The sequence below is a fragment of the Picosynechococcus sp. PCC 7117 genome (assembly GCF_001693275.1).
Classification (GTDB): Bacteria; Cyanobacteriota; Cyanobacteriia; order Cyanobacteriales; family MRBY01; genus MRBY01.
In genome coordinates this window covers 133,795-153,629 of record NZ_CP016477.1, presented here as the reverse complement: position 1 = coordinate 153,629, position 19,835 = coordinate 133,795, and the positions used below count along the sequence as shown (strand labels likewise).

The window sequence follows — 19,835 nt, the reverse complement described above, 5'->3', positions numbered from 1 at the left end:
TCAAGCTTCCGTGTAAAATCTACCATTCATCCCGCCGTCGCCGTTGGGGTGCTGTCCATTCCAACTCCGCCAATTCTGGGTCTTCTTCCAGTTCAATTTGCCACACTTCCTTAAAGGGATTGACAACTTTTAGAATGGCATCGCCGACAAAATCTTTGACAAACTCATCTTTTTTACTGAGCTTAAATTGCTCCTGCACCACTTCCGTGATCCCGCCATCGCCCCAATCCTGGTCATGGCGGAAATATTCAATGAAACTTTTGCCCGCGATGCGCGTGAGGTAGGCGGCTGTCACCCCCTGAATTGCTTTGCCCACGAGGTAAGTGGCGATGTTCGTTTGGAGAATTTTTGCAAGGATTTCGACCGCGCCTTTAACGACCCCTAAACTGACCAGGGTTTTGCCCAGGGAAACAGCTAATTCTTTACCGCGATCGCCATCGATTTCGCAGCCATACACCCGACCAATTTCCATTACCATCTGGGCATTCACCGCTGCCGTCGCCAACATATCCACCACAGGTAAGGGCGTTACAGCAATTACTCCAGCGCCAATCCACTGGTAGCGTTCGATCACCTGTTCGGCCTGTTTTTTCCGTTGGTGTTCAATGATTTTGCGGGCTTCTTCCCCCAGGCGTTGGGATTGTAGGAGGAGATTATCTGCTAACAAATCATCCCCTTCGGCCCGCAGCACCACCGCTAAACGTTTTACTAAGGGCATCACGTCCGGCTCTGGGGTAAAAATTTCGCCATCCTCTAGTTCTACGAGTTGGGGATTGGCACAGACTAAAACCACGTCCTGGGGAGTGATCAGGTGTTGCACTTTTTCCTTGAGGCGATCGCCAATCAATTGTTGATCAGCGTCTGCGTAAACGTCGATTTTGTTAAACACCAACAGCGATCGCTTGCCAATTTCAGCCAGCTCACAGAGGGGATCATATTCCGATTGCCGCAGATCATTATCTACCACGAAAATCAACAGATCCGCATTGGTTGCCAACTCCCGCGCCAGGTGATCGCGTTGAATGCCCGCTTCCCCCGCTTCTAAAATCCCCGGCGTATCCGTGATTAAAATTTGCCGATTCACCCCTTTTAGTTTTAGGCGATAGGTCTGACCCGTTTGGGTGGTGCCCATGGTCGCTTCGACATTACCCACCATTTGCCCAATTAAGGCATTCACCAAAGATGTTTTACCCGCCGATCCCGTACCAAAAACAGCCACCTGGAGCTCTTGTCGCTCAAAATTCGCCTGAATTTCCTGGGAACGGTTCAGGAGGACTTTCTGGGCAACTTTATCTTGGATTTGGTTGACTTGCTGTTGAATGGTGCGTAGATTCGCCGCCGCCACTTCTGTTTTTTCCGTGGGCAGTTGGGGCTGGTAATTGGCAACTTTCCGGGGCGATCGCGGTTTTCGTTTGCGGCCAAAGAGGTTGAAATAGCGCCAAAACGTCCAGAGAATTAAACCAATTAGGGCAATAAGCACCAAAATCAGCAGATTTGCCAGAAATGGCGCCGTAAAGGACACCTGGAGATAGAGACGATAGAGGGAATTCACCAACCACAACATCAGCCCCAGAATAATACTCAGGCCAATGAAAAATAAGGTGAGGCGAATCGGGTGCATTAACGCGCAAACTCTCTGAAAAACCTGATGACCATCATAGCTTGTCCCCCTTCGCTGAGGATGCTGTAACCCTTAGTTCACTTGACTCCCATTGTTTGTTTCCGACTGTTTGGTCACCATTGATCTTGGTGATAGGCATCAAATGCTAGACAAGGGAGTGTTGGTTAGAACCAGAGGCGATCGCCTTTTCCCTTTTGGCAACCCAACAGTTGATATAAGAGAATGGAGCAAAAGCAAATTCTGACCCTGCAGACATAACCCCATCACCACAAACTCCTATGAAACGTGATTCCTACGGTGCTTTAGCGGGCGCATCGATCCCCGCCGCCATCCTCAGAGCCTCGGCCACCCTCAAACTCGCCGGTAATATTGGCTTCTGGGTACAGATTATCCTCGGTGTTGTCGCAGCGCTAATTCTCCTCTTTGCCAGTGCGAGCCTAGTCGGCAGTGATGCCACCAACGCCAACCAAGATATTCGCTTTAGCCAGGGAAGCAGCTTTGGGCTATTCTGTGCTGCCGGCGGTCTCATTGCCCTCATCGTGAGTATCTTTTTCTTCTTTCGCTACAAAACCATTGCCCGACTGATGCTCGCGGGTGATAGCTCCCTCCGGCCCAAGAAGTCCTACACCATTCAAACCATTAAATTTGGTCTCTTGGCTAACCTCCTGGGCATGATGTTTGCGATCATTGGTGCCGAAGCCTTTGTGGGGCTCGTCCTCGGAAAATCCTTGACCATTCCCCAGGGGGCCGTTTTTTCAAACACATCCCAGCTCATTCAACCGAAAGATTTATTTATTATCCTGGCGAATACCCACACGATCGCCTCCCATTTCACCGGGATTGTCATTGCCCTCTGGCTCCTCGATCGATTGAATAAATAATGTCCTCACCGTTCCCGACGTGACCTATGCAACGCACCCGACTTAATCTCCTCCTGGGGGCAACCCTTGGGCAATTTACCAGTTTTTTTCAAAATCCATGGCGCAAGATGGCCTTGCTCGCCATTTTTCTCCTTTTTGGAAACTTTGTTGCGACGGTTTTTCCGCCGGCTGTCGGTCAAGCCATGGCTTGGGATCCGATAGTTGCCATTGGGATCATTTTTTTGGCTGAAGTGATCAACTTTCTCTACTATAGACAAGGCGATCGCCAAACCATTGCCCAAAAAGCGGCCACAAACCCCACTGCGCCCCAGAGCCGACTCTTATTTCAACTGATGCATGTCTTCAAAATTGGGCTCCTGTATGGCCTCACTGTTTCCGCCGTCAACGTCGGTTCGTAGCGAATGTTACCAGAGCTTGCCAAGGGGGAGAAACCGTATCAGAATCAATTGTTCTAGGCATCAACCAAAAATTTCCCCTGTGCTAGAATCAACTCTACATAGGGACTAGCAGCAGGTAAAAAACAGGTCATGTTTGAACGCTTCACAGAAAAAGCTATTAAGGTGATTATGCTCGCCCAAGAGGAAGCGCGTCGCCTTGGTCACAACTTCGTTGGTACGGAGCAAATCCTCCTCGGTCTCATTGGTGAGGGGACTGGCGTTGCCGCTAAGGTACTCCGGTCTATGGGGGTTAATCTCAAGGATGCCCGCATTGAGGTAGAGAAAATTATCGGGCGGGGTTCTGGCTTTGTGGCCGTTGAAATTCCGTTCACGCCCAGGGCAAAACGGGTTTTAGAACTCTCCCTCGAAGAAGCTCGCCAATTGGGTCACAACTATATTGGTACGGAGCATTTGTTACTAGGCTTAATCCGTGAAGGGGAAGGAGTTGCTGCCAGAGTCCTCGAAAATTTAGGGGTTGACCTCTCCAAGGTACGTACCCAGGTAATCCGGATGCTCGGTGAGACCGCAGAAGTCGCAGCGGGTGGCGGTTCTTCCCGGAGCAATAAGACGCCGACCCTAGATGAATTCGGCTCGAATCTGACCCAACTGGCCAAAGACAGTAAGCTTGATCCCGTCGTTGGTCGTCAAAATGAAATTGAACGAGTAATTCAAATCCTTGGTCGCCGCACGAAAAATAATCCGGTACTGATTGGCGAACCAGGGGTCGGGAAAACGGCGATCGCCGAAGGTCTGGCCCAAAGAATTTCCAATGGGGATGTGCCTGACATTCTCGAAGAAAAGCGCGTTGTCACCCTCGATATTGGTTTGCTGGTTGCGGGCACGAAATACCGGGGTGAATTTGAAGAACGCCTCAAAAAAATCATGGACGAAATTCGCCAAGCCGGGAATGTGATCCTGGTGATTGACGAAGTTCATACCCTAATCGGTGCGGGTGCTGCGGAAGGGGCGATCGATGCCGCCAATATCCTCAAGCCTGCCCTCGCCCGTGGTGAACTGCAATGTATCGGTGCCACCACCCTTGATGAATATCGCAAGCACATTGAGCGGGATGCAGCCTTAGAACGGCGCTTCCAACCCGTAATGGTTGGTGAACCTTCCGTCGAAGAAACCATCGAAATTCTCTTTGGTCTGCGGGAACGCTATGAACAGCACCACAAGCTCAAAATCCTTGATGAAGCCCTCGATGCAGCGGCAAAATTAGCCGACCGTTACATCAGCGATCGCTTCTTGCCCGACAAAGCCATTGACTTGATCGATGAAGCGGGTTCCCGTGTTCGGTTGATTAATTCCCAACTGCCCCCTGAAGCCAAGGAACTCGATAAAGAATTGCGCGATGTCCTGAAGCAAAAGGATGAAGCGGTGCGCTCCCAAGACTTCGATAAAGCGGGTGAATTGCGCGATCGCGAAATGGAAATCAAAACCGAAATTCGGGCGATCGCCGCCAGCCAAAAAGAGAAAAATAGCGACATCGATGCCGTGGTTGATGCCGAAGAAATCGCCCACATCGTCGCCTCTTGGACAGGGGTTCCCCTCAACAAACTCACCGAGAGCGAATCCACCAAACTCCTCAACATGGAGGATACCCTGCACCAGCGGCTCATTGGTCAAGAAGATGCCGTTAAAGCTGTATCCCGCGCCATTCGTCGGGCCCGTGTTGGCTTGAAAAACCCCAACCGTCCCATTGCCAGCTTCGTCTTCTCTGGCCCCACTGGGGTTGGTAAAACCGAATTAACCAAGGCTTTAGCTGCCTACTTCTTCGGTTCTGAAGATGCGATGATTCGCCTCGACATGTCCGAGTTCATGGAGCGGCACACCGTTTCTAAATTAATTGGTTCCCCTCCCGGCTACGTCGGCTACAACGAAGGGGGTCAGTTAACCGAAGCCGTCCGTCGTCGCCCTTACACAGTCATTCTCTTTGACGAAATCGAGAAAGCCCACCCCGACATCTTCAACATGCTGCTGCAAATCCTTGAAGATGGACGTTTGACCGACGCGAAGGGGCGCACCGTGGACTTCAAGAACACCTTGATTATCCTGACCTCCAACATTGGCTCTAAGGTCATTGAAAAAGGTGGCGGTGGCCTCGGCTTCGAATTTGGCGAAGATGCGGCAGAATCCCAGTACAACCGGATCCGTTCCCTGGTCAACGAAGAACTCAAGCAATACTTCCGTCCAGAGTTCCTCAACCGTCTCGATGAGATTATTGTCTTCCGCCAACTCAACAAAGAAGAGGTTAAAGAAATCTCCGAAATCCTCCTTAAGGACGTCTTCAAGCGCCTGACTGAGCAGGAAATTGAGTTGCAAGTTACCGACAAGTTTAAGGAGCGACTCGTGGAAGAAGGCTACAACCCATCCTATGGTGCCCGTCCATTACGTCGCGCGATTATGCGCCTGTTAGAGGATGTCCTCGCTGAGGAAATTCTTTCTGGCCGCGTTGGTTCTGGTGATACGGCGATCGTTGACATCAATGAAGAAGGTAAAGTGGCCGTCAGTAAAGCGGCAAAACCTTTGGAATTAGCCAAGCAACCTGGTTAACTGTGACCAATCCATAGCCTGTCGATAACCCTAACGTTAATTAAAACCTAAGATGCCAAGAGGAGCTTTCGGGCTCCTTTTTTGTGGTTTGGTTATACGCAATCTAAGTAGAATCCTTAAGTTTTTCTGATTTTTTCGAGAAAATTTAGGAATTAATGTAACAATAGTTACAGAAAAAAGTTTTGAGGCACAGTGAGGAAATCTCTATGAAATTGACATATCGTGGTGTTTCCTATGATTCTCTTCCCGCAACCTTAGAAGTGACAGAAGGGGATATCTTAGGTCGTTATCGTGGACAAACGGTGCGGCGACACTGTGTAACGCAAACAGTTGATCGTCCGGATGTTGAGTCAGTACTCCTCCACTATCGGAGTGGCACCTACGCGATTCAGCAACCTGTGGTTAAAGCGACGGCCCAACAGCAACAGGAAGCGGCCGCTGCAGCTTGTCCGGTACGAGTCCCACAGCTCTCTAAATTAATGGGTCAAGACGCCCGGCGTGTGCACCTAGAAAATATGCGCCGCAGCTTAGAACGGCGGATCCACACGGCCCAAGCCCAGGGGGACGAACAACTGATTACCTTGCTGCAACAGGAATCTAATGCTTTATCCTCGGTGTAAGTTGTGATTTTGATTTAAACTCTTTCTGACTCTGGTGATGGAACAAGGTAAATCTCCCCAGTAGTCGTAACAGTAAGAATAATGAATATTAGTTGGAAGTAGACGGAAGCTGCTTCCTTTTTTATTGGGAAAATGGTCGGCGATCGCCTTGGGTCAGGTTTCCTTCTTCGGGAATAATGGGAATCAAGGTGTTTTGGAAGTAACCATGCGCATTTTGTTGGTAGACGATGAACGGGAATTACGGGGCGCCCTTAGCCAAGTGCTCCAACGGGAAGGGCATACCGTGGCATTGGCAGAAACTGGCCAGCAGGGGTTAGAACTGGCCTGCGATCAAGAGTATGATCTACTGATTTTGGATTGGATGTTGCCGCAATATTCGGGGGTTGAAATCTGCCAACGGGTGCGATCGCTAGGCCGCACAACGCCTATTTTATTTTTAACGGCCAAGGATACGGTGGACGACCGGGTTTCTGGTCTGGATGCTGGTGCCGATGATTATTTAGTCAAGCCCTTTGAGTTGCGGGAACTGCTGGCCCGGGTGCGGGCGTTATTAAGGCGATCGCCGGGGGGAGAGCCACCTAATCGTTTAAAGATTGCCGATCTCGAATTAGATATCGCCAACCAAATGGCCTACCGTGCTGGCCGGGCCATTCGCCTCTCGGATCGGGAGTTGCAACTCCTGAGCTATTTTATGGAGCACCCAGCTCAACTCCTGACCCACGAGCAAATTTATCAACACCTCTGGCAAGATGGCGATGAATCTCCCAGCAGTAATGTGCTGGCGGCTCTGGTACGCTTGCTACGACGCAAGGTAGAAGCAAAAGGCGATCGCCCTCTAATCCACACCATCTACGGAAAAGGATATTACTTTGGCGAGCAGAATACCTAGGGAGCTGTTTCCTTCTTTTGAATGACAGGGGGAGCCGGCACATCAACATTCGTAGGAGCTGGTCTCGGGGCCGCAGGCGGACTCGGTGGCGTTGCGGTGGATGCAGGTCGATTATTCCTCGGTAAGGGGGCAAGGGGAGGTACAGTATCCGCCGGATCAGTGAAGTCAAAGGCCGGTGCTGGGGGCTTAATTTCATTGTCGACCACAGCTTTATTATCATTGTTCGTCGGTGTTGTCGCCGCTGCCTCTGGGGTTGGGCGCTCATCAGAGGATGCTTCCGTGGTCTCTTGTGCTTCTGAATTTGTGGTGCTGGTTTTTTCTTCTGTATCTGTGGCAACGACCTTCGTTTTTTTCGCGCCCCCTTGGATTGGTTCTGCGGCAATAGAACCGACGCGATTATTCAAATTTGGTAATTTGGGAAAATCTTCCACCGTCATGGCCGCCGCAATTTGACGCATTGCATCACCCCAAAGGCGCGCCGCCGTACTACTGGCTCCCCAGGTGGGTTTATTATCGTCATTGCCGAGCCAAACCCCTGTTACCATTTGGGGGATGTAACCAATAAACCACAGGTCTCGCGCCTGATCAGAGGTGCCTGTTTTCCCGGCCACCGGACGACCAATATTCGCTTGGCTGCCGGTACCGCTACTCACGACATTTCGCAGCATATAGGTCATGATGGCGGCACTATCAGAATCAATGGCTTGGATCGGTTTGCGGTTCGCTTGGTAAACGACCTTGCCATTGCGATCAAGAATTCGACTAATGCCATACACAGGCTGATAAGCGCCACCATTTGCGAGGGTGCCATAGGCGGCGGTTAGCTCTAGTAAATTCACTTCCCAGGCTCCCAGAGCTAGGGAATAGGTGGGCTTCATCTCCGATTCAACGCCCATGCGGTGGGCGAGATTAATGATCGGGTCCCAACCCACATCAAGCATCACACTCAGGGCGATGGTATTGATCGATTTTGTCAGAGCTTCTGTGAGGGAAACGGCTTGATTGCTGACGGTACCGGAATAGTTTTTCGGACGGTAGCCATCAATGGCAAATTCTTGGTCAACATAGGTTGCATTGGGAGACATCCCAGAGGCGATCGCCGCTGCATAGACAAACATTTTGAAGGTCGAACCCGGTTGCCGTTGGGCTTGGGTGACGCGGTTATATTGATTATTTTCAAAATCTAAACCCCCAACCATCGTTTTAATCTGGCCACTGCGGGGATCGATGCTCACCATCGCCGCCTGTTCAAAGCGTTGATAACGTCCGTAGTTCGTAATTCCTTCCGCCACAACCGCCTCTGACCACTCCTGCCATTGAGGATTTAAGGTCGTTTCAATGACAAAACTGCCCGTTTCCAACTGCTCTGGGGAAAGGTACCGTTTCAGTTCTGCCTTCACATAATCAGCAAAATAGGGGTATTTGCGCAGTAAACGTTGGGGCGTTTGCCGATTCGTTTCAATGGGGGTGGCGATCGCCGTTTCATACTCGGCCTGAGAAATATAACCCTCTTCCCACATCCGCTCTAGCACCTGATCCCGCCGCACCGTCGCCGCCTGGAGATTAACAAACGGTGAATATAAACTGGGGGCTGGCGCTAAACCCGCAATCATCGCCGTTTCCCCTAGGGTCAATTCTTCTAAATTTTTACCAAAATAAACCCAAGCCGCATCCGAGACACCATAGGCCCCGGAGCCTAGATAAACTAAATTTAGATAACTTTCTAGGATCTGCTCCTTGGAGAACTGTTCTTCTAATTTTGTTGCCAAGCGCATTTCCTTGACCTTACGCGCTAGGGTCATTTCCTGGTTCAAAAAGACAATACGCGCCACCTGCTGCGTAATGCTACTGCCCCCTTCTACGACTCTGCCTGCCCGAAAGTTCATGTAGGCGGCCCGTGCGACCCCCTGTAAATCCACCCCAAAATGTTCATAGAAGCGTCGGTCTTCACTGGCAATAAACGCCTCGGTTAAAGTCGTTGGTACGGCCCAGATTTTGACCCGATCATGGGAAACAGGCCCTACCTCTTCAATGACACTGCCATCGGCTGCTTGAATGGTGAGGGTACCCGGACGTGTATAAATTAAGATTTCATCGACATTTTCCGGTACCAGTGCCTCTAGTTCCTGCCAGCCCCGGTAGATAAGAAAACTGCCACTGCCAACCCCAAGCACAAGTCCCGCCAATAGCCAAAGCCGCCAACGTCGTCTTTTTGATTTTCGCTGTGGCTTTTGGGGTGATGCGCCGTTATCTGTAATGGTTTGTGGTAATTCTCCCCCGTCCATGGCTACCCTTTCAGCACCTTGTAAGTCATGGTCAGAGCTAGCCCCAGGTTGTGACCCACTCTGCAATTGATTGGTGTTGTCTTCTAGGGGTTGAGACACTGACTTTCTGACAAAATTAAACACGCCGAAATCCTCTAAGCATGGCTCGAATTAAGCGATATGGCTCATCGCAATCTTTGATTCGGAGCCAGTTTAACAAATGTGCTCGAATATTCCAGACAGTCTATAGCAAATCGCAACGATTGTACCAGGCCAATGATGAGGTTATTTTATTGTTTGATTAGTTTTTTAGTTAAGCGGGTAACGCGATTCGAACGCGCGACATTCACCTTGGCAAGGTGACGCTCTACCGCTGAGCTATACCCGCTTGCGTGCTGAGCACGTATACAACTATGCCAAGAAAAAACGAAGATGTCAAGGGTCTCGTTGATTTTTTTTGAGATCCCGTTGGCGATCGCCCCAACGCTTAAATCTTTCCCATCAGACTCGCCATTTCTAAAGCACTGAGAGCGTAGCCCCAACCGAGGTTATTCTTAATCCCGGCTCGTTCGAGGGCCTGCTGCATGGTATCTGTGGTCAGGACGCCAAAAATAACCGGTACGCCCGTTTGGAATGCCGCCGCCGCAACTCCCTTGGAAACTTCAGCCGCAACGTAATCAAAGTGGGGAGTATCGCCCCGAATCACCGCCCCAAGACAAATGATGGCATCGTATTTACCAGAATCGGCCAGTTTTTTGGCGACTAGGGAAATTTCAAAACAGCCGGGCACCCAAATGTAATCGATTTGCGCTCCTTCTGGATCGGTATTGACTCCATGGCGACGGAGACAGTCTTGGCAGCCTGCGAGGAGCTTGCTTGTTACCAGGTCATTGAAACGACCGATGACGATCGCCAATTTGAGCGCTTGGGTGTTGTCGTTATAGGTTCCTTCAAAGGTAGCCATAATGGATTTGTAGAGAAAAGGTGTAAAGGGGGAAATTAATAAAAAAATTAAGGTGCAATCACGTTGAGGTTGCCAACGCAGAAGATTGCACCTTGGGGGAGATCAGGGCCGTCCTGATCGCCAGACATAGGAATATGCGTGGTTAGATCACGAAAAAATTCAGGACACCGACGGCAATGACCAGAACAGTCCAAGCAATGGAACCGACAAAAATCAAGGATTTGGACTGTTCCCAGTTGGTGGGGGAAGCATAGGCAACGGGAACACCAATTACCATCAGGAACGAAAGGGCCACGAGGGCAGCAAGGGCAAGTTGAAATAAAATAGTCATTTTTTAAAATTCTCCCAAGACAGCAAGCAAATGGGGTTTATGGGCTTAGGATGCCAAATAGGGTTTTGAAAATCCTAAAGTTTTCATTGTTTATAGTAAGCTACCAGAAAATTGACCTTCTCTGGTAGATGGGGCCGCAAGTGATTCTCAAAGAAGGCATTCTCGGTGAGAATGGGAAAGCTTTTCGCTTTTTATTGTGTTTTTTAAATTCCTAAAAGATTGTGACTGATTCTCCTCGAAAGTCTCGTTCGCTAGCTGGTATTGCGGGGGTTGTGGCGATCGCCACCCTGATTAGTAAGGTATTCGGCTTGGTGCGAGAGCAGGCGATCGCCCGGGCATTTGGGGTGGGGCCAGTGGTCGATGCCTATGCCTATGCCTACATTATTCCGGGCTTTTTGCTCATTCTGTTGGGGGGAATCAATGGGCCGTTCCACAGTGCCCTCGTGAGTATCTTGGCCAAGCGAGATCAAAAAGATGCTGCGCCCCTCGTAGAAACGGTTTCTACCCTGGTGACGGGGGGACTCCTGTTGATCACCGTTTTGCTGGTGGTCTTTGCGGGATTTTTCATTGACTTGGTAGCCCCAGGCTTAGAGGGAACGGTGCGGGAGTTGGCGATTTTGCAGTTGCAGATTATGGCTCCGTTGGCGGTCTTTGCGGGTCTGATTGGCATTGGTTTCGGGGTGTTAAATGCCTCGGATCAATATTGGCTACCGGGGATTAGCCCGTTGTTTTCGAGCCTCAGTGTGGTGATCGGGGTCGGCAGCTTGATCTGGATTTTGGGGGAACAGGCCAGCGCCCCCGAATATATGCAGTTGGGCTGTATTGTCCTCGCTGGAACGACCCTCGTTGGTGCGGTTTGGCAGTGGCTCGCCCAGGTGTTTGCTCAGTGGAAATCGGGTTTGGGGACTCTGCGGCCTCGATTGGATCTGAATATTCCAGGGGTGAAGGATGTGATGCGGGTGATGTTGCCCGCCACCTTGTCTTCGGGGATGCTGCATATCAATGTTTATACGGATATGTATTTTGCCTCCTACATTGAGAGTGCGGCGGCGGCGATGCGCTATGCCAATTTCATCGTCCTCACGCCCTTGGGGATTATTTCCAACATGATTTTGGTACCGTTGTTGCCTGTGTTTTCGCGGTTGGCGGCCCCAGAAAATTGGGATGATTTAAAGATTCGCATTCGTCAGGGTTTGTTGCTCACGGCCCTTTCGATGTTGCCCCTGAGTGCAATTTTTGTCTCCCAGGCGCGGACGATTATCCGGATTATCTACGAATACAATGCTTTTGCGGCGGAAGCGACGGCCATCGTTGCTCCGGTTTTGATGGCCTATGGGATAGGGATGTTTTTCTACCTGGGACGGGATGTGTTGGTGCGGGTTTTCTATGGCTTGGGGGATGGGGTCACGCCGTCACGGATTAGTGTTTTTAATATCTTTTTGAATGGGTTTTTAGATTTTATTTTGGTGAACCAATTCCAGACGCCGGGTTTGGTCTTTGCCACGATTGGGGTCAATGTTTTTTCGATCATTATGATGCTTGGGATCTTAAATCGTCGCCTCGGCGGATTGCCCTTGGGAGAATGGGGCTTGAATTTGCTGGGCTTAACGGGGGCAGCGATCGCCGCTGGATTTGTAAGCTGGGGAATTTCGCTGGGGGTAGAATCCTTGAGTTTCGGCCAAAACCTCTATGTGCAGGGCTTGGAATTATTCGTGGCGATCGCCTTTTCTTTGGTTATTTTCTTTAGCCTTGCGAGTTTGTTGAAATTGCCAGAGTTAGAGATTTTTTGGCAGCGCATCAAAGGTAAGCTTAAGCGTCGTTAAGGGAAGCTAAAAGCCTTGGTTGGTTTGGCGAGACAGATAAAGATTAAAAATTGAGAGGACAAAAATTACCAGGAACAAGACTAGGCCAATGGTGCAAGCATAGCTGATCTCTAAATTTTGAAACGCCTGCTCATAGAGGTAATAGACTACCGTTTTTGAAGCGTTCAAGGGGCCTCCCTGGGTCATCACGTAAATTTCCTCGAAAACCTTCGTCGCCGAAATCGCTGAAATCACGGACACCAGCAAAATGTAAGGACGCATCAAGGGCACCGTAATGTCTAGGTGTTTGCGCCAACCGTCCGAACCATCTAGGGAAGCTGCTTCATACAGTTCCGGGGAAATCGCCTGCAATCCTGCCAGATAGATCACCATGTAATAGCCCAGTCCTTTCCAAATGGTCACCAACATCACACTCCAGAGGGCGAGTTTGGGATCCGTGAGCCAAGGAATCCCATCCCCTAAACCGACTTGCTTCAGAAGTTGATTAAAAAAACCATTGGAGGCATACAGAGCGCGCCAGGCAATTCCCGCCACCACCAGAGAAACGATCACTGGGGTATAAAAAGCCGCCCGAAACCAAGTAATCCCCCGGAGACTCTGGTTCACCAAAATGGCCAAGGCTAAGGAAAAACTCACCAGTATCGGTACGACCCCAATCAGGTACAACACCGTATTACCCAAGGTTTTCCAAAATAAATCGTCCTGGAGCAGCAGGGCAAAATTTTTAAAGCCGATCCAACGGGGCGTTTGGGTCAGGTCGTATTGGTACTCGGTGAAACTAAGGTAAAACGCTTGGAGGGCCGGGAGAGCTACCGCTAGGCCCAAAATGGCAAGGGCCGGTAGCAGAAAAAGATATGGCGTCAGGAACTTGGTTGAAAGTTTCATGGGGAATACCGGGGCGCAGAGTCAAAATGTATCTTAAGGCAAAAATCTAAGGTTGCCCGACATAGACGGTGATTTGGGGACCGCTCCTGAACCAAGGAGAAGCGCCAATTTGTTAAGCTAAAGGTAATCGTTATTCATTATTTTTCAGCCCCTGTGGAAAATTTCCCTGGAAAATTCTATGGCCCGTTTCAATCGACGAACTGTTAAGCGTTTATATCGCAAGGAGCCAGTGTCTAGCTTCTTGATTGTGATGGGTTTAATCGAAGTGGTCATTGGGGGTGTCGATGAGCATTGGGGTTTATTTAGCATCGGTTTGGGATTTGTATTAGGGGCGATCGCCATTCGCTGGTCTCGTATCCGCCGCGATCAACGGGATCTCAATCGGGTTTTACCACGTCGTTATTTACCCCCCACGGAAGTAAATGTGCCGCTGCCCCAGTTGATGAACGAAAGACAACGCTAATGGCAACGGCAGATTATGGTCTCAAAATTGGGACAGTGGCCCAACAGAGTGGTTTACCGGTAAAAACGATTCGCTACTATGCGGATCTGGGGTTGTTGACCACAGTGATGGGGCGATCGCCAAAGGGTTATCGACTTTTTTCGGCGGCGGTCTTTGCTCGGTTGGCATTTATTAAACGGGCCCAGTCCCTCGGTTTAAGCCTCGAAGACATTGGCAAGATCCTATCAGTGCGCGACCAAGGAACATTGCCCTGTGGGGTAATTAGGGAGTTATTAGAAGCGCAACTCCAAGAAATTAATCAGCAAATGGCCGCCCTGACGATCCTAAAGGGGGAATTACAGGGTATTCTGTCTGGTTGGCAAGATTTTTCCGATCAGCCCCAGCCCCCATCGACCATTTGTCCAAATTTGCAATGACCCCCCTCCAACAACGCTGGTTTGCACAACTCCGAGAACACCGGGCGATCGCCGTTATTCGAACCACGAATTGGCAACTGGGAATAAAAATGGCTGAAACCGCGATTAACGGGGGATTAAAGCTCATTGAAATCACCTGGAATAGTGACCAAGCTGGCCACATCATTGCGACCCTGCGGGAAAAATTTCCCCAGGCAATCATCGGCACGGGCACGATCCTCACGCCCACAGATTTAAAAGAGGCGATCGCCTGTGGTGCTACCTTCGCTTTCAGCCCCCACAGTGACCGGGAGTTAATCCAGATTGCCCATCACCAGGATATTCCCATGGTTCTGGGAGCCTTAACCCCAAGCGAAATCTACCAGGCCTGGCGTTGGGGTAGTGACGGCGTCAAGGTATTTCCCATTAAAGCCGTTGGTGGCGCTAGTTTTATCCGTTGTCTCCAAGCCCCTTTACCCCACATTCCTCTCATTCCCACTGGGGGCGTTAGCCTCACCAATGGCCCAGACTTGATCCAAGCCGGGGCGATCGCCGTTGGCCTTTCGAGCGATCTCTTTCCCCCCGCGATGCTCGCAAAACAAGAATGGCCGGAACTTAGCCAGCGCATCCAGCAACATCACCCCAGTCAATGGTAATTTCCACAAAAAACGACCCCCACCATGGCGATCGCTATCTCGATTTGTGCAGATTAATTCCTAGGAAAATTTAATCATCACCATCGGCACCCAGTTGTTTGAGGTGAATATGCTTGCGACCTAAAGAAATTTCAAATTCATCACCGGGCTGGAGTCCCATTTTTTTAGTGTAGGCAGACCCAATCAAAAGATTCCCATTGGACTGTACACTAATACGATAGGTGGCAGCACGACCACCCCGACCTTGGGCATTTGTATTGCTATCTAACTGCACCCCTTCTGCTTCGATGAGAGCATTATAGAACTTCATCATATTGACACGTTCAACCCCATTCTTGGTGATCGTGTAATAGCCGCAAGCTCTTGCTTTTTCTTCTTTACTGTGGTTTTCAAGCTCCTTAACTTTTGCGAGCAGTGCATCACCGGTCAATGTTTCAATCTTTTTCTTTGTAGCCATTTACTTATTACGAATGAATGACGATAAATGAGAGTTATGGGATGAAGCCTGCGAATTCTTTTTTTACTTCGCTGCGCACCTTAAACTTTTAAATTAGCTGTTTCTCACGTTTATCTTACATTATTCTCTCTTAAAATAGAGGTTAAGGCGATTTTTTTTGGCAAAAATAATCGCATTCTTTCCTAACATGCCAAAATTTTTTCAAAAAAGGTAGCCATGAAGCTAACCACCAGAGGTCATTACAGTGTTAAAGCTTTACTCGATATTAGTTTGCAACCCGGTTATGGCCCCACCTCCGTAAAGGCGATCGCCAAACGCCAAAACCTCCCTGCCCCATACCTTGAGAAGCTGTTGATTGAGATGCGTCGAGCCGGAATTCTTCGTTCAGTCCGTGGTGCCCAAGGGGGATATCAATTACTATCGAAACCCGAAGATATTTCCCTAGGTCAAATTCTCCAGGCCATCGGTGAAACCATTGAACCGCTCCCCCACCATGAACCCCACCCCGACCAAGCCGAAGATTGGGTTACCTTTAGTCTCTGGCAGCGGCTCCACCAAAAACTCCAAGAAGCCCTTTATAACATTACCCTTGCTGATTTGTATTACGACGCCCGCAGTTGGAAAGCAGCCCAGGGAGAAGCCACAAGTTTTGTTATTTGAAGTTTTTACAATGTCTAATTTTTCTACACCGAAACGTTATGGTGGTGGCTGTCATTGTGGTGGTGTTCGCTTCCAAGTCGCCTTGAGAAACTTTCAAGCCCTTGACTGTAACTGTTCTATTTGTCGTAAAAAAGGATTTCTCCATATCATTGTCCCCCAGGCAGATTTCCATTTACTCCAAGGACAAGATCTGCTAACGGCCTACCAGTTTAATACCCACCAAGCAACCCACCTTTTTTGTCGGCGTTGTGGCGTCCATTCTTTTTATCTACCCCGCTCCCATCCCGATAGTATCGATGTGAATCTGCGCTGTTTAGATGAAAATCTATTAGATGTCTTTGAGATTATATTTTTTGATGGGGAAAATTGGGAAGACAATCTTTCCCAAATCACCTAAAATCTGGATCCTGTGCTGTTAGCTAAAAAATAAGATTGTGCTGTCGAGAAGATATCAACGCATTTGCCAAACCTTAGACCGTCGTCAACCTGACCTCACTGTCCTCATGGAGGATGTCCACAAACCCCACAATATTTCCGCGATTATTCGTACCTGTGATGCGGTGGGGGTGATGGCTGTCCATGCAATGAATCAGGTCGCAGATGGTGATGTCCTCGATACTTACTCCCAGGTGGCCCAAGGCAGTGAGAAATGGGTTGATTTAAATCGTCACCCTGACGTTACCGTAGCCATCGATCAGCTCCACCAGCAAAACTTTAAAATCTATGCGGCCCATTTAAGCGATCGCGCCGTTGATTATCGCACCATTGACTATACGCAACCCACAGCAATTTTGATGGGGGCCGAACGGTGGGGGGTCAGCGACACAGCCGCAGAGCTTGTAGATGGTCACATTATCATTCCGATGTTAGGGATGGTGCAGTCCCTTAATGTTTCCGTGGCCGCAGCGGTGATTCTCTTTGAGGCACAACGCCAACGCCTCCAGGCTGGATTTTATGACCAACCGCGCCTAGATCCAGAGTTCTACCGTCAGAAGGTCTTTGAGTGGGGCTACCCTGAACTTGTCGCCCATTACCGCGATCGCCAATTACCCTATCCCCCGCTAGATTCAGAAGGTCAAATCATTCCAACCTGACCCGAGTCAGCCCTAACAACCCCATTGCAACACACCCATGGCCGCGATCATTCTTGCCTGGGTGTTTTTCATGTAAAAACGTAATTCAATTCATGCATAGAACTCAAGTGCCCTCAAAAATCGTAGCTTTGGTTACACATTTTCAGGGTTTCCTTGTTTAACTTATGACCTATTAAACGCGCAAAATCTCTTTTAAAAAGATTTTTGTAGCTCGTTCTCTACTTTGCCAAGCATTATTATTTTCTTGGCAAAACCAACTGAAGATTACTTTCTTCTAAACAATTTGAATCCTCTATATTTTTTGCAGTTAGTCAGAAAATAAAGCTTCAATTGTGATTGGAGACTGATTTTATTTAAAAGTATTTTTCTTCGGGAGAATTCCTCAAGAATATTGTGGTGCTTAGCTTTGACTTAGATCAAGAAATTTTCTTGGCTGAATATCACAGCAGAATAAAAATCCAGAGCTAAACTTTTGGAATTAAATTCCGAAAAAGCAAAATTAAGTTCTTCATGAACAATTTATCTGTGGTTCAAAAGTTAATCTCAAAGCGCATTGACTTTAGAAAAACCAATAACCCTTTTGTTTCCCCATCGGTTTTAAATTAGGAGAAAATAATGGACTACGTAATCCCCAAAGAACTAGTAGATGCCAGTATCAAAGCAGGCGAAACAAAAGCACGTCTTTCCGTCAAAGATCTGCTCATCCGTGGCTTCTACTCTGGTCTGGCTCTTGGCGTTGCCACTACCCTCGCTGTTACCGTCGCCGTACAAAGTGGTCTGCCATTCCTCGGAGCACTTCTCTTCCCTTGGGGATTTGCCTCCATCGTGCTCTTTGGGATGGAACTGGTCACTGGCAACTTTGCGCTGATGACATCGGCAATGTTGGCGAGACGAGTGAGGTTTGGCAGAGTTATTAATAATTGGCTTTGGGTTTATCTGGGTAATTTTTTAGGTTGTTTGTTTGTGGCCCTGTTGATGGGGTTCTCCCTTACCAATGGAGGAACTGCTGACCCCAGCCCCGTGGGTGAAAAAATCATCGAAATCGCCCTCTCCAAGACCGTGGCAGTGAAAGAAATGGGCACCAATGGTTTCTTCCTCTTCATTGTCCGTGGTATTTTCTGTAACTTCCTAGTTTGTTTGGCTGTGATGATGGGCATGGTGAGTAAGTCCGTCCCAGGTAAATTTATGGGCTGCTGGTTCCCGATCTTCGCGTTCGTCACCCTCGGCCTGGAGCACATCGTGGTCAATATGTTCTTTATCTTGACTGGCATGGTTCTCGGTGCGCCGATCTCTGGTATGGATATGGTCTTCTGGGATTTCCTGCCTGTGACGATTGGTAACATCATTGGTGGTGGTATCTTCATCGGTGCGCTGCTGTACTCGACCCACTACACGAAATCCCAAGGACTTCCTCAAATGGCGATGGAAGAATCCATGAAAAATCCTGTGCTGCGCTAGGAAATCGGGCTTAATCCACCGATTGCCAAAATAAAAATAATTAGGGAAATAAAGGGAGTGACTCAGGTCGCTCCTTTTCTATGTTTTGAATCGTGAGGGCCAAGATCAACTCAAAGGATGCTGAAGGTTAAGCCACTGTAAGCGATAAGGCGATCGATAAGATGTTCACCCATGGCTGTGGCTGGCGTCCAGAAGCCACCGGATCGGGATAAATGATCTTTGGCTAGACAGAGTCCCGCTTGGGCGATAATTTTTGCGGTGGAACCATAGCCCGGATCGCGATCGCCAGTGACTTTTGCCATAAGAGCTTCACCCGAAGTAGTAATGCCCCAAAAGCGTAGATCATAAAATCCGGCTTGCTGTTGGCTGGGGGAAGGCCCTTCGCCGGGGGCCGGGACAATTTTTTCGAGGATGCCAGGGGCGATCGCCGCAGTTCCTCCCAGGATTTTAAGTAATAGGCTTAGACCCTGGGCTTTCAACCAACCTCCAACACTGATCCCCGTAAGCAGCCCTTCGTCGTACTGGAACTGCTCTCCATAGGCCCAATTTTGTAGGGCATTGGAGCGTAGCACGATGGGGGTATTCACCGCTGCCATAATAAAGGGCGTCACCCATTCGCCGAAAGTGTGGTCGATTTGTACCGGGATTAGGGGAGCTGGGTGCTGGGGATTGGGGGCTTTGGGGCAGAGGGCATAGGGATTAGCCAACAGCGCTTTGATCTCTGGGTCGGCGATCGCCTCTTTGATCAGATTCACGCCACTGGCCGCCGTCCCCCCAGAAATGCCTCCCTGGGCCGCCTTAACGCGCATCTTAATTTGGCGACAGGGTTTTCTGAATTGTTCTAAAGCCCGCTGTTGCAAAAAATACACCCCAAGGTCAGACGGCACCGAATCAAAGCCGCAACAATGAACGATCCGCGCCCCCGATTGTTGGGCGATCACCTCATATTTAGTCACCATCTTTTTGACCCACTGGACTTCCCCGGTCAGATCGCAATAATCAGTTCCCGTTGTGGCACAGGCCCGGAGCAAGGTTTCTCCATAAAGACTGTAGGGGCCGACCGTTGTGAGGATCACCTTCGTTTGCTCGCAGAGGGCCGTCACTGTCCCTTGATCAAACACATCAACAACAAAGGTTGCTAAGGTCTCCCCTGGGATGCCCAAGGAGTGCTTGAGTTGGGCTAATTTTTCGGCTGAACGGCCGGCGATCGCCCAAGTAAACGATTCACGTTCGGCATGGTCACAAAGATAGCGGCAAATAATTTGGCCCACAAAACCAGTGGCCCCTACCACGATCAGATCATAGGGGGGTGACGATGACGACATTTTTTCAGAAGACATAGCGCCTAGTGTCCCAGACAAAGATGCCCTTCAGTGTATCG

At 49.4% G+C, this 19,835-nt stretch carries 20 protein-coding genes and 1 tRNA gene; 13 read left to right on the top strand and 8 right to left on the bottom strand.

All coding sequences use genetic code 11. The features are described from left to right. Window positions 1–19: 19 nt before the first annotated feature. Entirely contained in the window at window positions 20–1,621 is a 1,602-nt protein-coding gene (locus tag AWQ22_RS00780) for a YcjF family protein (RefSeq protein ID WP_065709880.1), read from the bottom strand. A gap of 278 nt (window positions 1,622–1,899) precedes the next feature. Between AWQ22_RS00780 and AWQ22_RS00775 the strand changes: the two genes are divergently transcribed. The 5 genes from AWQ22_RS00775 to rppA all read left to right on the top strand — a co-directional run bounded on the left by AWQ22_RS00775 (window position 1,900) and on the right by rppA (window position 7,004). Further along, window positions 1,900–2,502, top strand: a complete 603-nt coding sequence (locus tag AWQ22_RS00775; protein WP_012305781.1) for a DUF3611 family protein — start codon at window positions 1,900–1,902, stop codon at window positions 2,500–2,502. 26 nt (window positions 2,503–2,528) lie between these two features. After that, window positions 2,529–2,900: a DUF565 domain-containing protein gene (locus AWQ22_RS00770; protein WP_065709879.1), complete on the top strand. Its 372-nt coding sequence runs from the start codon at window positions 2,529–2,531 to the stop codon at window positions 2,898–2,900. Between the two features lie 129 nt (window positions 2,901–3,029). Further along, the gene (locus tag AWQ22_RS00765; RefSeq protein ID WP_062431746.1) at window positions 3,030–5,495 is read left to right on the top strand and encodes an ATP-dependent Clp protease ATP-binding subunit; all 2,466 of its coding nucleotides are present in this window, start codon (window positions 3,030–3,032) and stop codon (window positions 5,493–5,495) included. A gap of 206 nt (window positions 5,496–5,701) precedes the next feature. Then, window positions 5,702–6,115 (top strand): DUF4278 domain-containing protein, encoded by a 414-nt coding sequence (locus AWQ22_RS00760; RefSeq protein ID WP_065709878.1) that lies wholly within the window; start codon window positions 5,702–5,704, stop codon window positions 6,113–6,115. Window positions 6,116–6,320: 205 nt separating this feature from the next. Further along, window positions 6,321–7,004, top strand: coding sequence for a two-component system response regulator RppA (gene rppA, locus AWQ22_RS00755; protein ID WP_030006723.1), 684 nt, complete (start codon window positions 6,321–6,323; stop codon window positions 7,002–7,004). Here the strand turns inward: rppA and AWQ22_RS00750 are convergent. The 4 genes from AWQ22_RS00750 to psbZ form a co-directional block, all read right to left on the bottom strand. Further along, the gene (locus AWQ22_RS00750; RefSeq protein WP_232321417.1) at window positions 7,001–9,388 is read right to left on the bottom strand and encodes a transglycosylase domain-containing protein; all 2,388 of its coding nucleotides are present in this window, start codon (window positions 9,386–9,388) and stop codon (window positions 7,001–7,003) included. The two genes, rppA and AWQ22_RS00750, sit on opposite strands and share 4 nt — an antisense overlap. Window positions 9,389–9,584: 196 nt before the next feature. Continuing rightward, window positions 9,585–9,656, bottom strand: a tRNA-Gly gene (locus tag AWQ22_RS00745). A 99-nt stretch (window positions 9,657–9,755) separates the two neighbouring features. Further along, window positions 9,756–10,232, bottom strand: a complete 477-nt coding sequence (gene ribH / locus AWQ22_RS00740; RefSeq protein WP_012305775.1) for a 6,7-dimethyl-8-ribityllumazine synthase — start codon at window positions 10,230–10,232, stop codon at window positions 9,756–9,758. A gap of 142 nt (window positions 10,233–10,374) precedes the next feature. Then, window positions 10,375–10,563 carry a photosystem II reaction center protein PsbZ gene (gene psbZ, locus AWQ22_RS00735; protein WP_012305774.1) on the bottom strand — a complete coding sequence of 63 codons (189 nt, stop codon included), beginning with the start codon at window positions 10,561–10,563 and terminating at the stop codon, window positions 10,375–10,377. 221 nt (window positions 10,564–10,784) lie between these two features. Here psbZ and murJ point away from each other — a divergent pair, with 221 nt between their 5' ends. After that, window positions 10,785–12,386, top strand: a complete 1,602-nt coding sequence (murJ, locus tag AWQ22_RS00730) for a murein biosynthesis integral membrane protein MurJ (protein WP_065709876.1) — start codon at window positions 10,785–10,787, stop codon at window positions 12,384–12,386. Between the two features lie 6 nt (window positions 12,387–12,392). Here the strand turns inward: murJ and AWQ22_RS00725 are convergent, their stop codons facing one another. Then, window positions 12,393–13,271: a carbohydrate ABC transporter permease gene (locus tag AWQ22_RS00725; protein WP_012305772.1), complete on the bottom strand. Its 879-nt coding sequence runs from the start codon at window positions 13,269–13,271 to the stop codon at window positions 12,393–12,395. Window positions 13,272–13,449: 178 nt separating this feature from the next. Between AWQ22_RS00725 and AWQ22_RS00720 the strand changes: the two genes are divergently transcribed. From AWQ22_RS00720 to AWQ22_RS00710, 3 genes are read left to right on the top strand one after another with little or no spacing between them, the layout of a single operon-like run. Next, window positions 13,450–13,734 (top strand): hypothetical protein, encoded by a 285-nt coding sequence (locus tag AWQ22_RS00720; RefSeq protein ID WP_065709875.1) that lies wholly within the window; start codon window positions 13,450–13,452, stop codon window positions 13,732–13,734. Continuing rightward, window positions 13,734–14,150, top strand: coding sequence for a heavy metal-responsive transcriptional regulator (locus AWQ22_RS00715; protein ID WP_065709874.1), 417 nt, complete (start codon window positions 13,734–13,736; stop codon window positions 14,148–14,150). Before AWQ22_RS00720 ends, AWQ22_RS00715 begins: the two co-directional genes overlap by 1 nt. Then, the gene (locus AWQ22_RS00710) at window positions 14,147–14,785 is read left to right on the top strand and encodes a bifunctional 4-hydroxy-2-oxoglutarate aldolase/2-dehydro-3-deoxy-phosphogluconate aldolase (protein WP_065709873.1); all 639 of its coding nucleotides are present in this window, start codon (window positions 14,147–14,149) and stop codon (window positions 14,783–14,785) included. The genes AWQ22_RS00715 and AWQ22_RS00710 overlap by 4 nt, the downstream gene beginning before the upstream one ends. Before the next feature lie 70 nt (window positions 14,786–14,855). Here the strand turns inward: AWQ22_RS00710 and AWQ22_RS00705 are convergent, their stop codons facing one another. Next, window positions 14,856–15,242, bottom strand: a complete 387-nt coding sequence (locus AWQ22_RS00705) for an AbrB family transcriptional regulator (protein WP_012305768.1) — start codon at window positions 15,240–15,242, stop codon at window positions 14,856–14,858. Between the two features lie 216 nt (window positions 15,243–15,458). Here AWQ22_RS00705 and AWQ22_RS00700 point away from each other — a divergent pair, with 216 nt between their 5' ends. The 4 genes from AWQ22_RS00700 to AWQ22_RS00685 all read left to right on the top strand — a co-directional run bounded on the left by AWQ22_RS00700 (window position 15,459) and on the right by AWQ22_RS00685 (window position 18,454). After that, window positions 15,459–15,902, top strand: coding sequence for an Rrf2 family transcriptional regulator (locus tag AWQ22_RS00700; RefSeq protein WP_012305767.1), 444 nt, complete (start codon window positions 15,459–15,461; stop codon window positions 15,900–15,902). Window positions 15,903–15,912: 10 nt separating this feature from the next. Continuing rightward, on the top strand, window positions 15,913–16,299 hold the full coding sequence (locus AWQ22_RS00695) for a GFA family protein (RefSeq protein ID WP_065709872.1): 387 nt from the start codon (window positions 15,913–15,915) through the stop codon (window positions 16,297–16,299). Window positions 16,300–16,336: 37 nt separating this feature from the next. Further along, the gene (gene trmH / locus AWQ22_RS00690; RefSeq protein ID WP_012305765.1) at window positions 16,337–16,996 is read left to right on the top strand and encodes a tRNA (guanosine(18)-2'-O)-methyltransferase TrmH; all 660 of its coding nucleotides are present in this window, start codon (window positions 16,337–16,339) and stop codon (window positions 16,994–16,996) included. Between the two features lie 615 nt (window positions 16,997–17,611). Continuing rightward, entirely contained in the window at window positions 17,612–18,454 is an 843-nt protein-coding gene (locus tag AWQ22_RS00685) for a formate/nitrite transporter family protein (protein WP_012305764.1), read from the top strand. 110 nt (window positions 18,455–18,564) lie between these two features. On the opposite strand, the gene AWQ22_RS00680 is transcribed toward AWQ22_RS00685, so the two are convergent. Continuing rightward, on the bottom strand, window positions 18,565–19,794 hold the full coding sequence (locus tag AWQ22_RS00680; RefSeq protein ID WP_084448933.1) for a trans-acting enoyl reductase family protein: 1,230 nt from the start codon (window positions 19,792–19,794) through the stop codon (window positions 18,565–18,567). Window positions 19,795–19,835 lie beyond the last annotated feature (41 nt).

Bases quoted from the DNA above. Each gene is read 5' to 3' on its own strand.
- AWQ22_RS00780 (WP_065709880.1), bottom strand. From the start codon at position 1,621: ATGCACCCGATTCGCCTCACCTTATTTTTCATTGGCCTGAGTATTATT.
- AWQ22_RS00775 (WP_012305781.1), top strand. From the start codon at position 1,900: ATGAAACGTGATTCCTACGGTGCTTTAGCGGGCGCATCGATCCCCGCC.
- AWQ22_RS00770 (WP_065709879.1), top strand. From the start codon at position 2,529: ATGCAACGCACCCGACTTAATCTCCTCCTGGGGGCAACCCTTGGGCAA.
- AWQ22_RS00765 (WP_062431746.1), top strand. From the start codon at position 3,030: ATGTTTGAACGCTTCACAGAAAAAGCTATTAAGGTGATTATGCTCGCC.
- AWQ22_RS00760 (WP_065709878.1), top strand. From the start codon at position 5,702: ATGAAATTGACATATCGTGGTGTTTCCTATGATTCTCTTCCCGCAACC.
- rppA (WP_030006723.1), top strand. From the start codon at position 6,321: ATGCGCATTTTGTTGGTAGACGATGAACGGGAATTACGGGGCGCCCTT.
- ribH (WP_012305775.1), bottom strand. From the start codon at position 10,232: ATGGCTACCTTTGAAGGAACCTATAACGACAACACCCAAGCGCTCAAA.
- psbZ (WP_012305774.1), bottom strand. From the start codon at position 10,563: ATGACTATTTTATTTCAACTTGCCCTTGCTGCCCTCGTGGCCCTTTCG.
- AWQ22_RS00725 (WP_012305772.1), bottom strand. From the start codon at position 13,271: ATGAAACTTTCAACCAAGTTCCTGACGCCATATCTTTTTCTGCTACCG.
- AWQ22_RS00720 (WP_065709875.1), top strand. From the start codon at position 13,450: ATGGCCCGTTTCAATCGACGAACTGTTAAGCGTTTATATCGCAAGGAG.
- AWQ22_RS00715 (WP_065709874.1), top strand. From the start codon at position 13,734: ATGGCAACGGCAGATTATGGTCTCAAAATTGGGACAGTGGCCCAACAG.
- AWQ22_RS00710 (WP_065709873.1), top strand. From the start codon at position 14,147: ATGACCCCCCTCCAACAACGCTGGTTTGCACAACTCCGAGAACACCGG.
- AWQ22_RS00705 (WP_012305768.1), bottom strand. From the start codon at position 15,242: ATGGCTACAAAGAAAAAGATTGAAACATTGACCGGTGATGCACTGCTC.
- AWQ22_RS00700 (WP_012305767.1), top strand. From the start codon at position 15,459: ATGAAGCTAACCACCAGAGGTCATTACAGTGTTAAAGCTTTACTCGAT.
- AWQ22_RS00695 (WP_065709872.1), top strand. From the start codon at position 15,913: ATGTCTAATTTTTCTACACCGAAACGTTATGGTGGTGGCTGTCATTGT.
- AWQ22_RS00685 (WP_012305764.1), top strand. From the start codon at position 17,612: ATGGACTACGTAATCCCCAAAGAACTAGTAGATGCCAGTATCAAAGCA.
- AWQ22_RS00680 (WP_084448933.1), bottom strand. From the start codon at position 19,794: ATGTCTTCTGAAAAAATGTCGTCATCGTCACCCCCCTATGATCTGATC.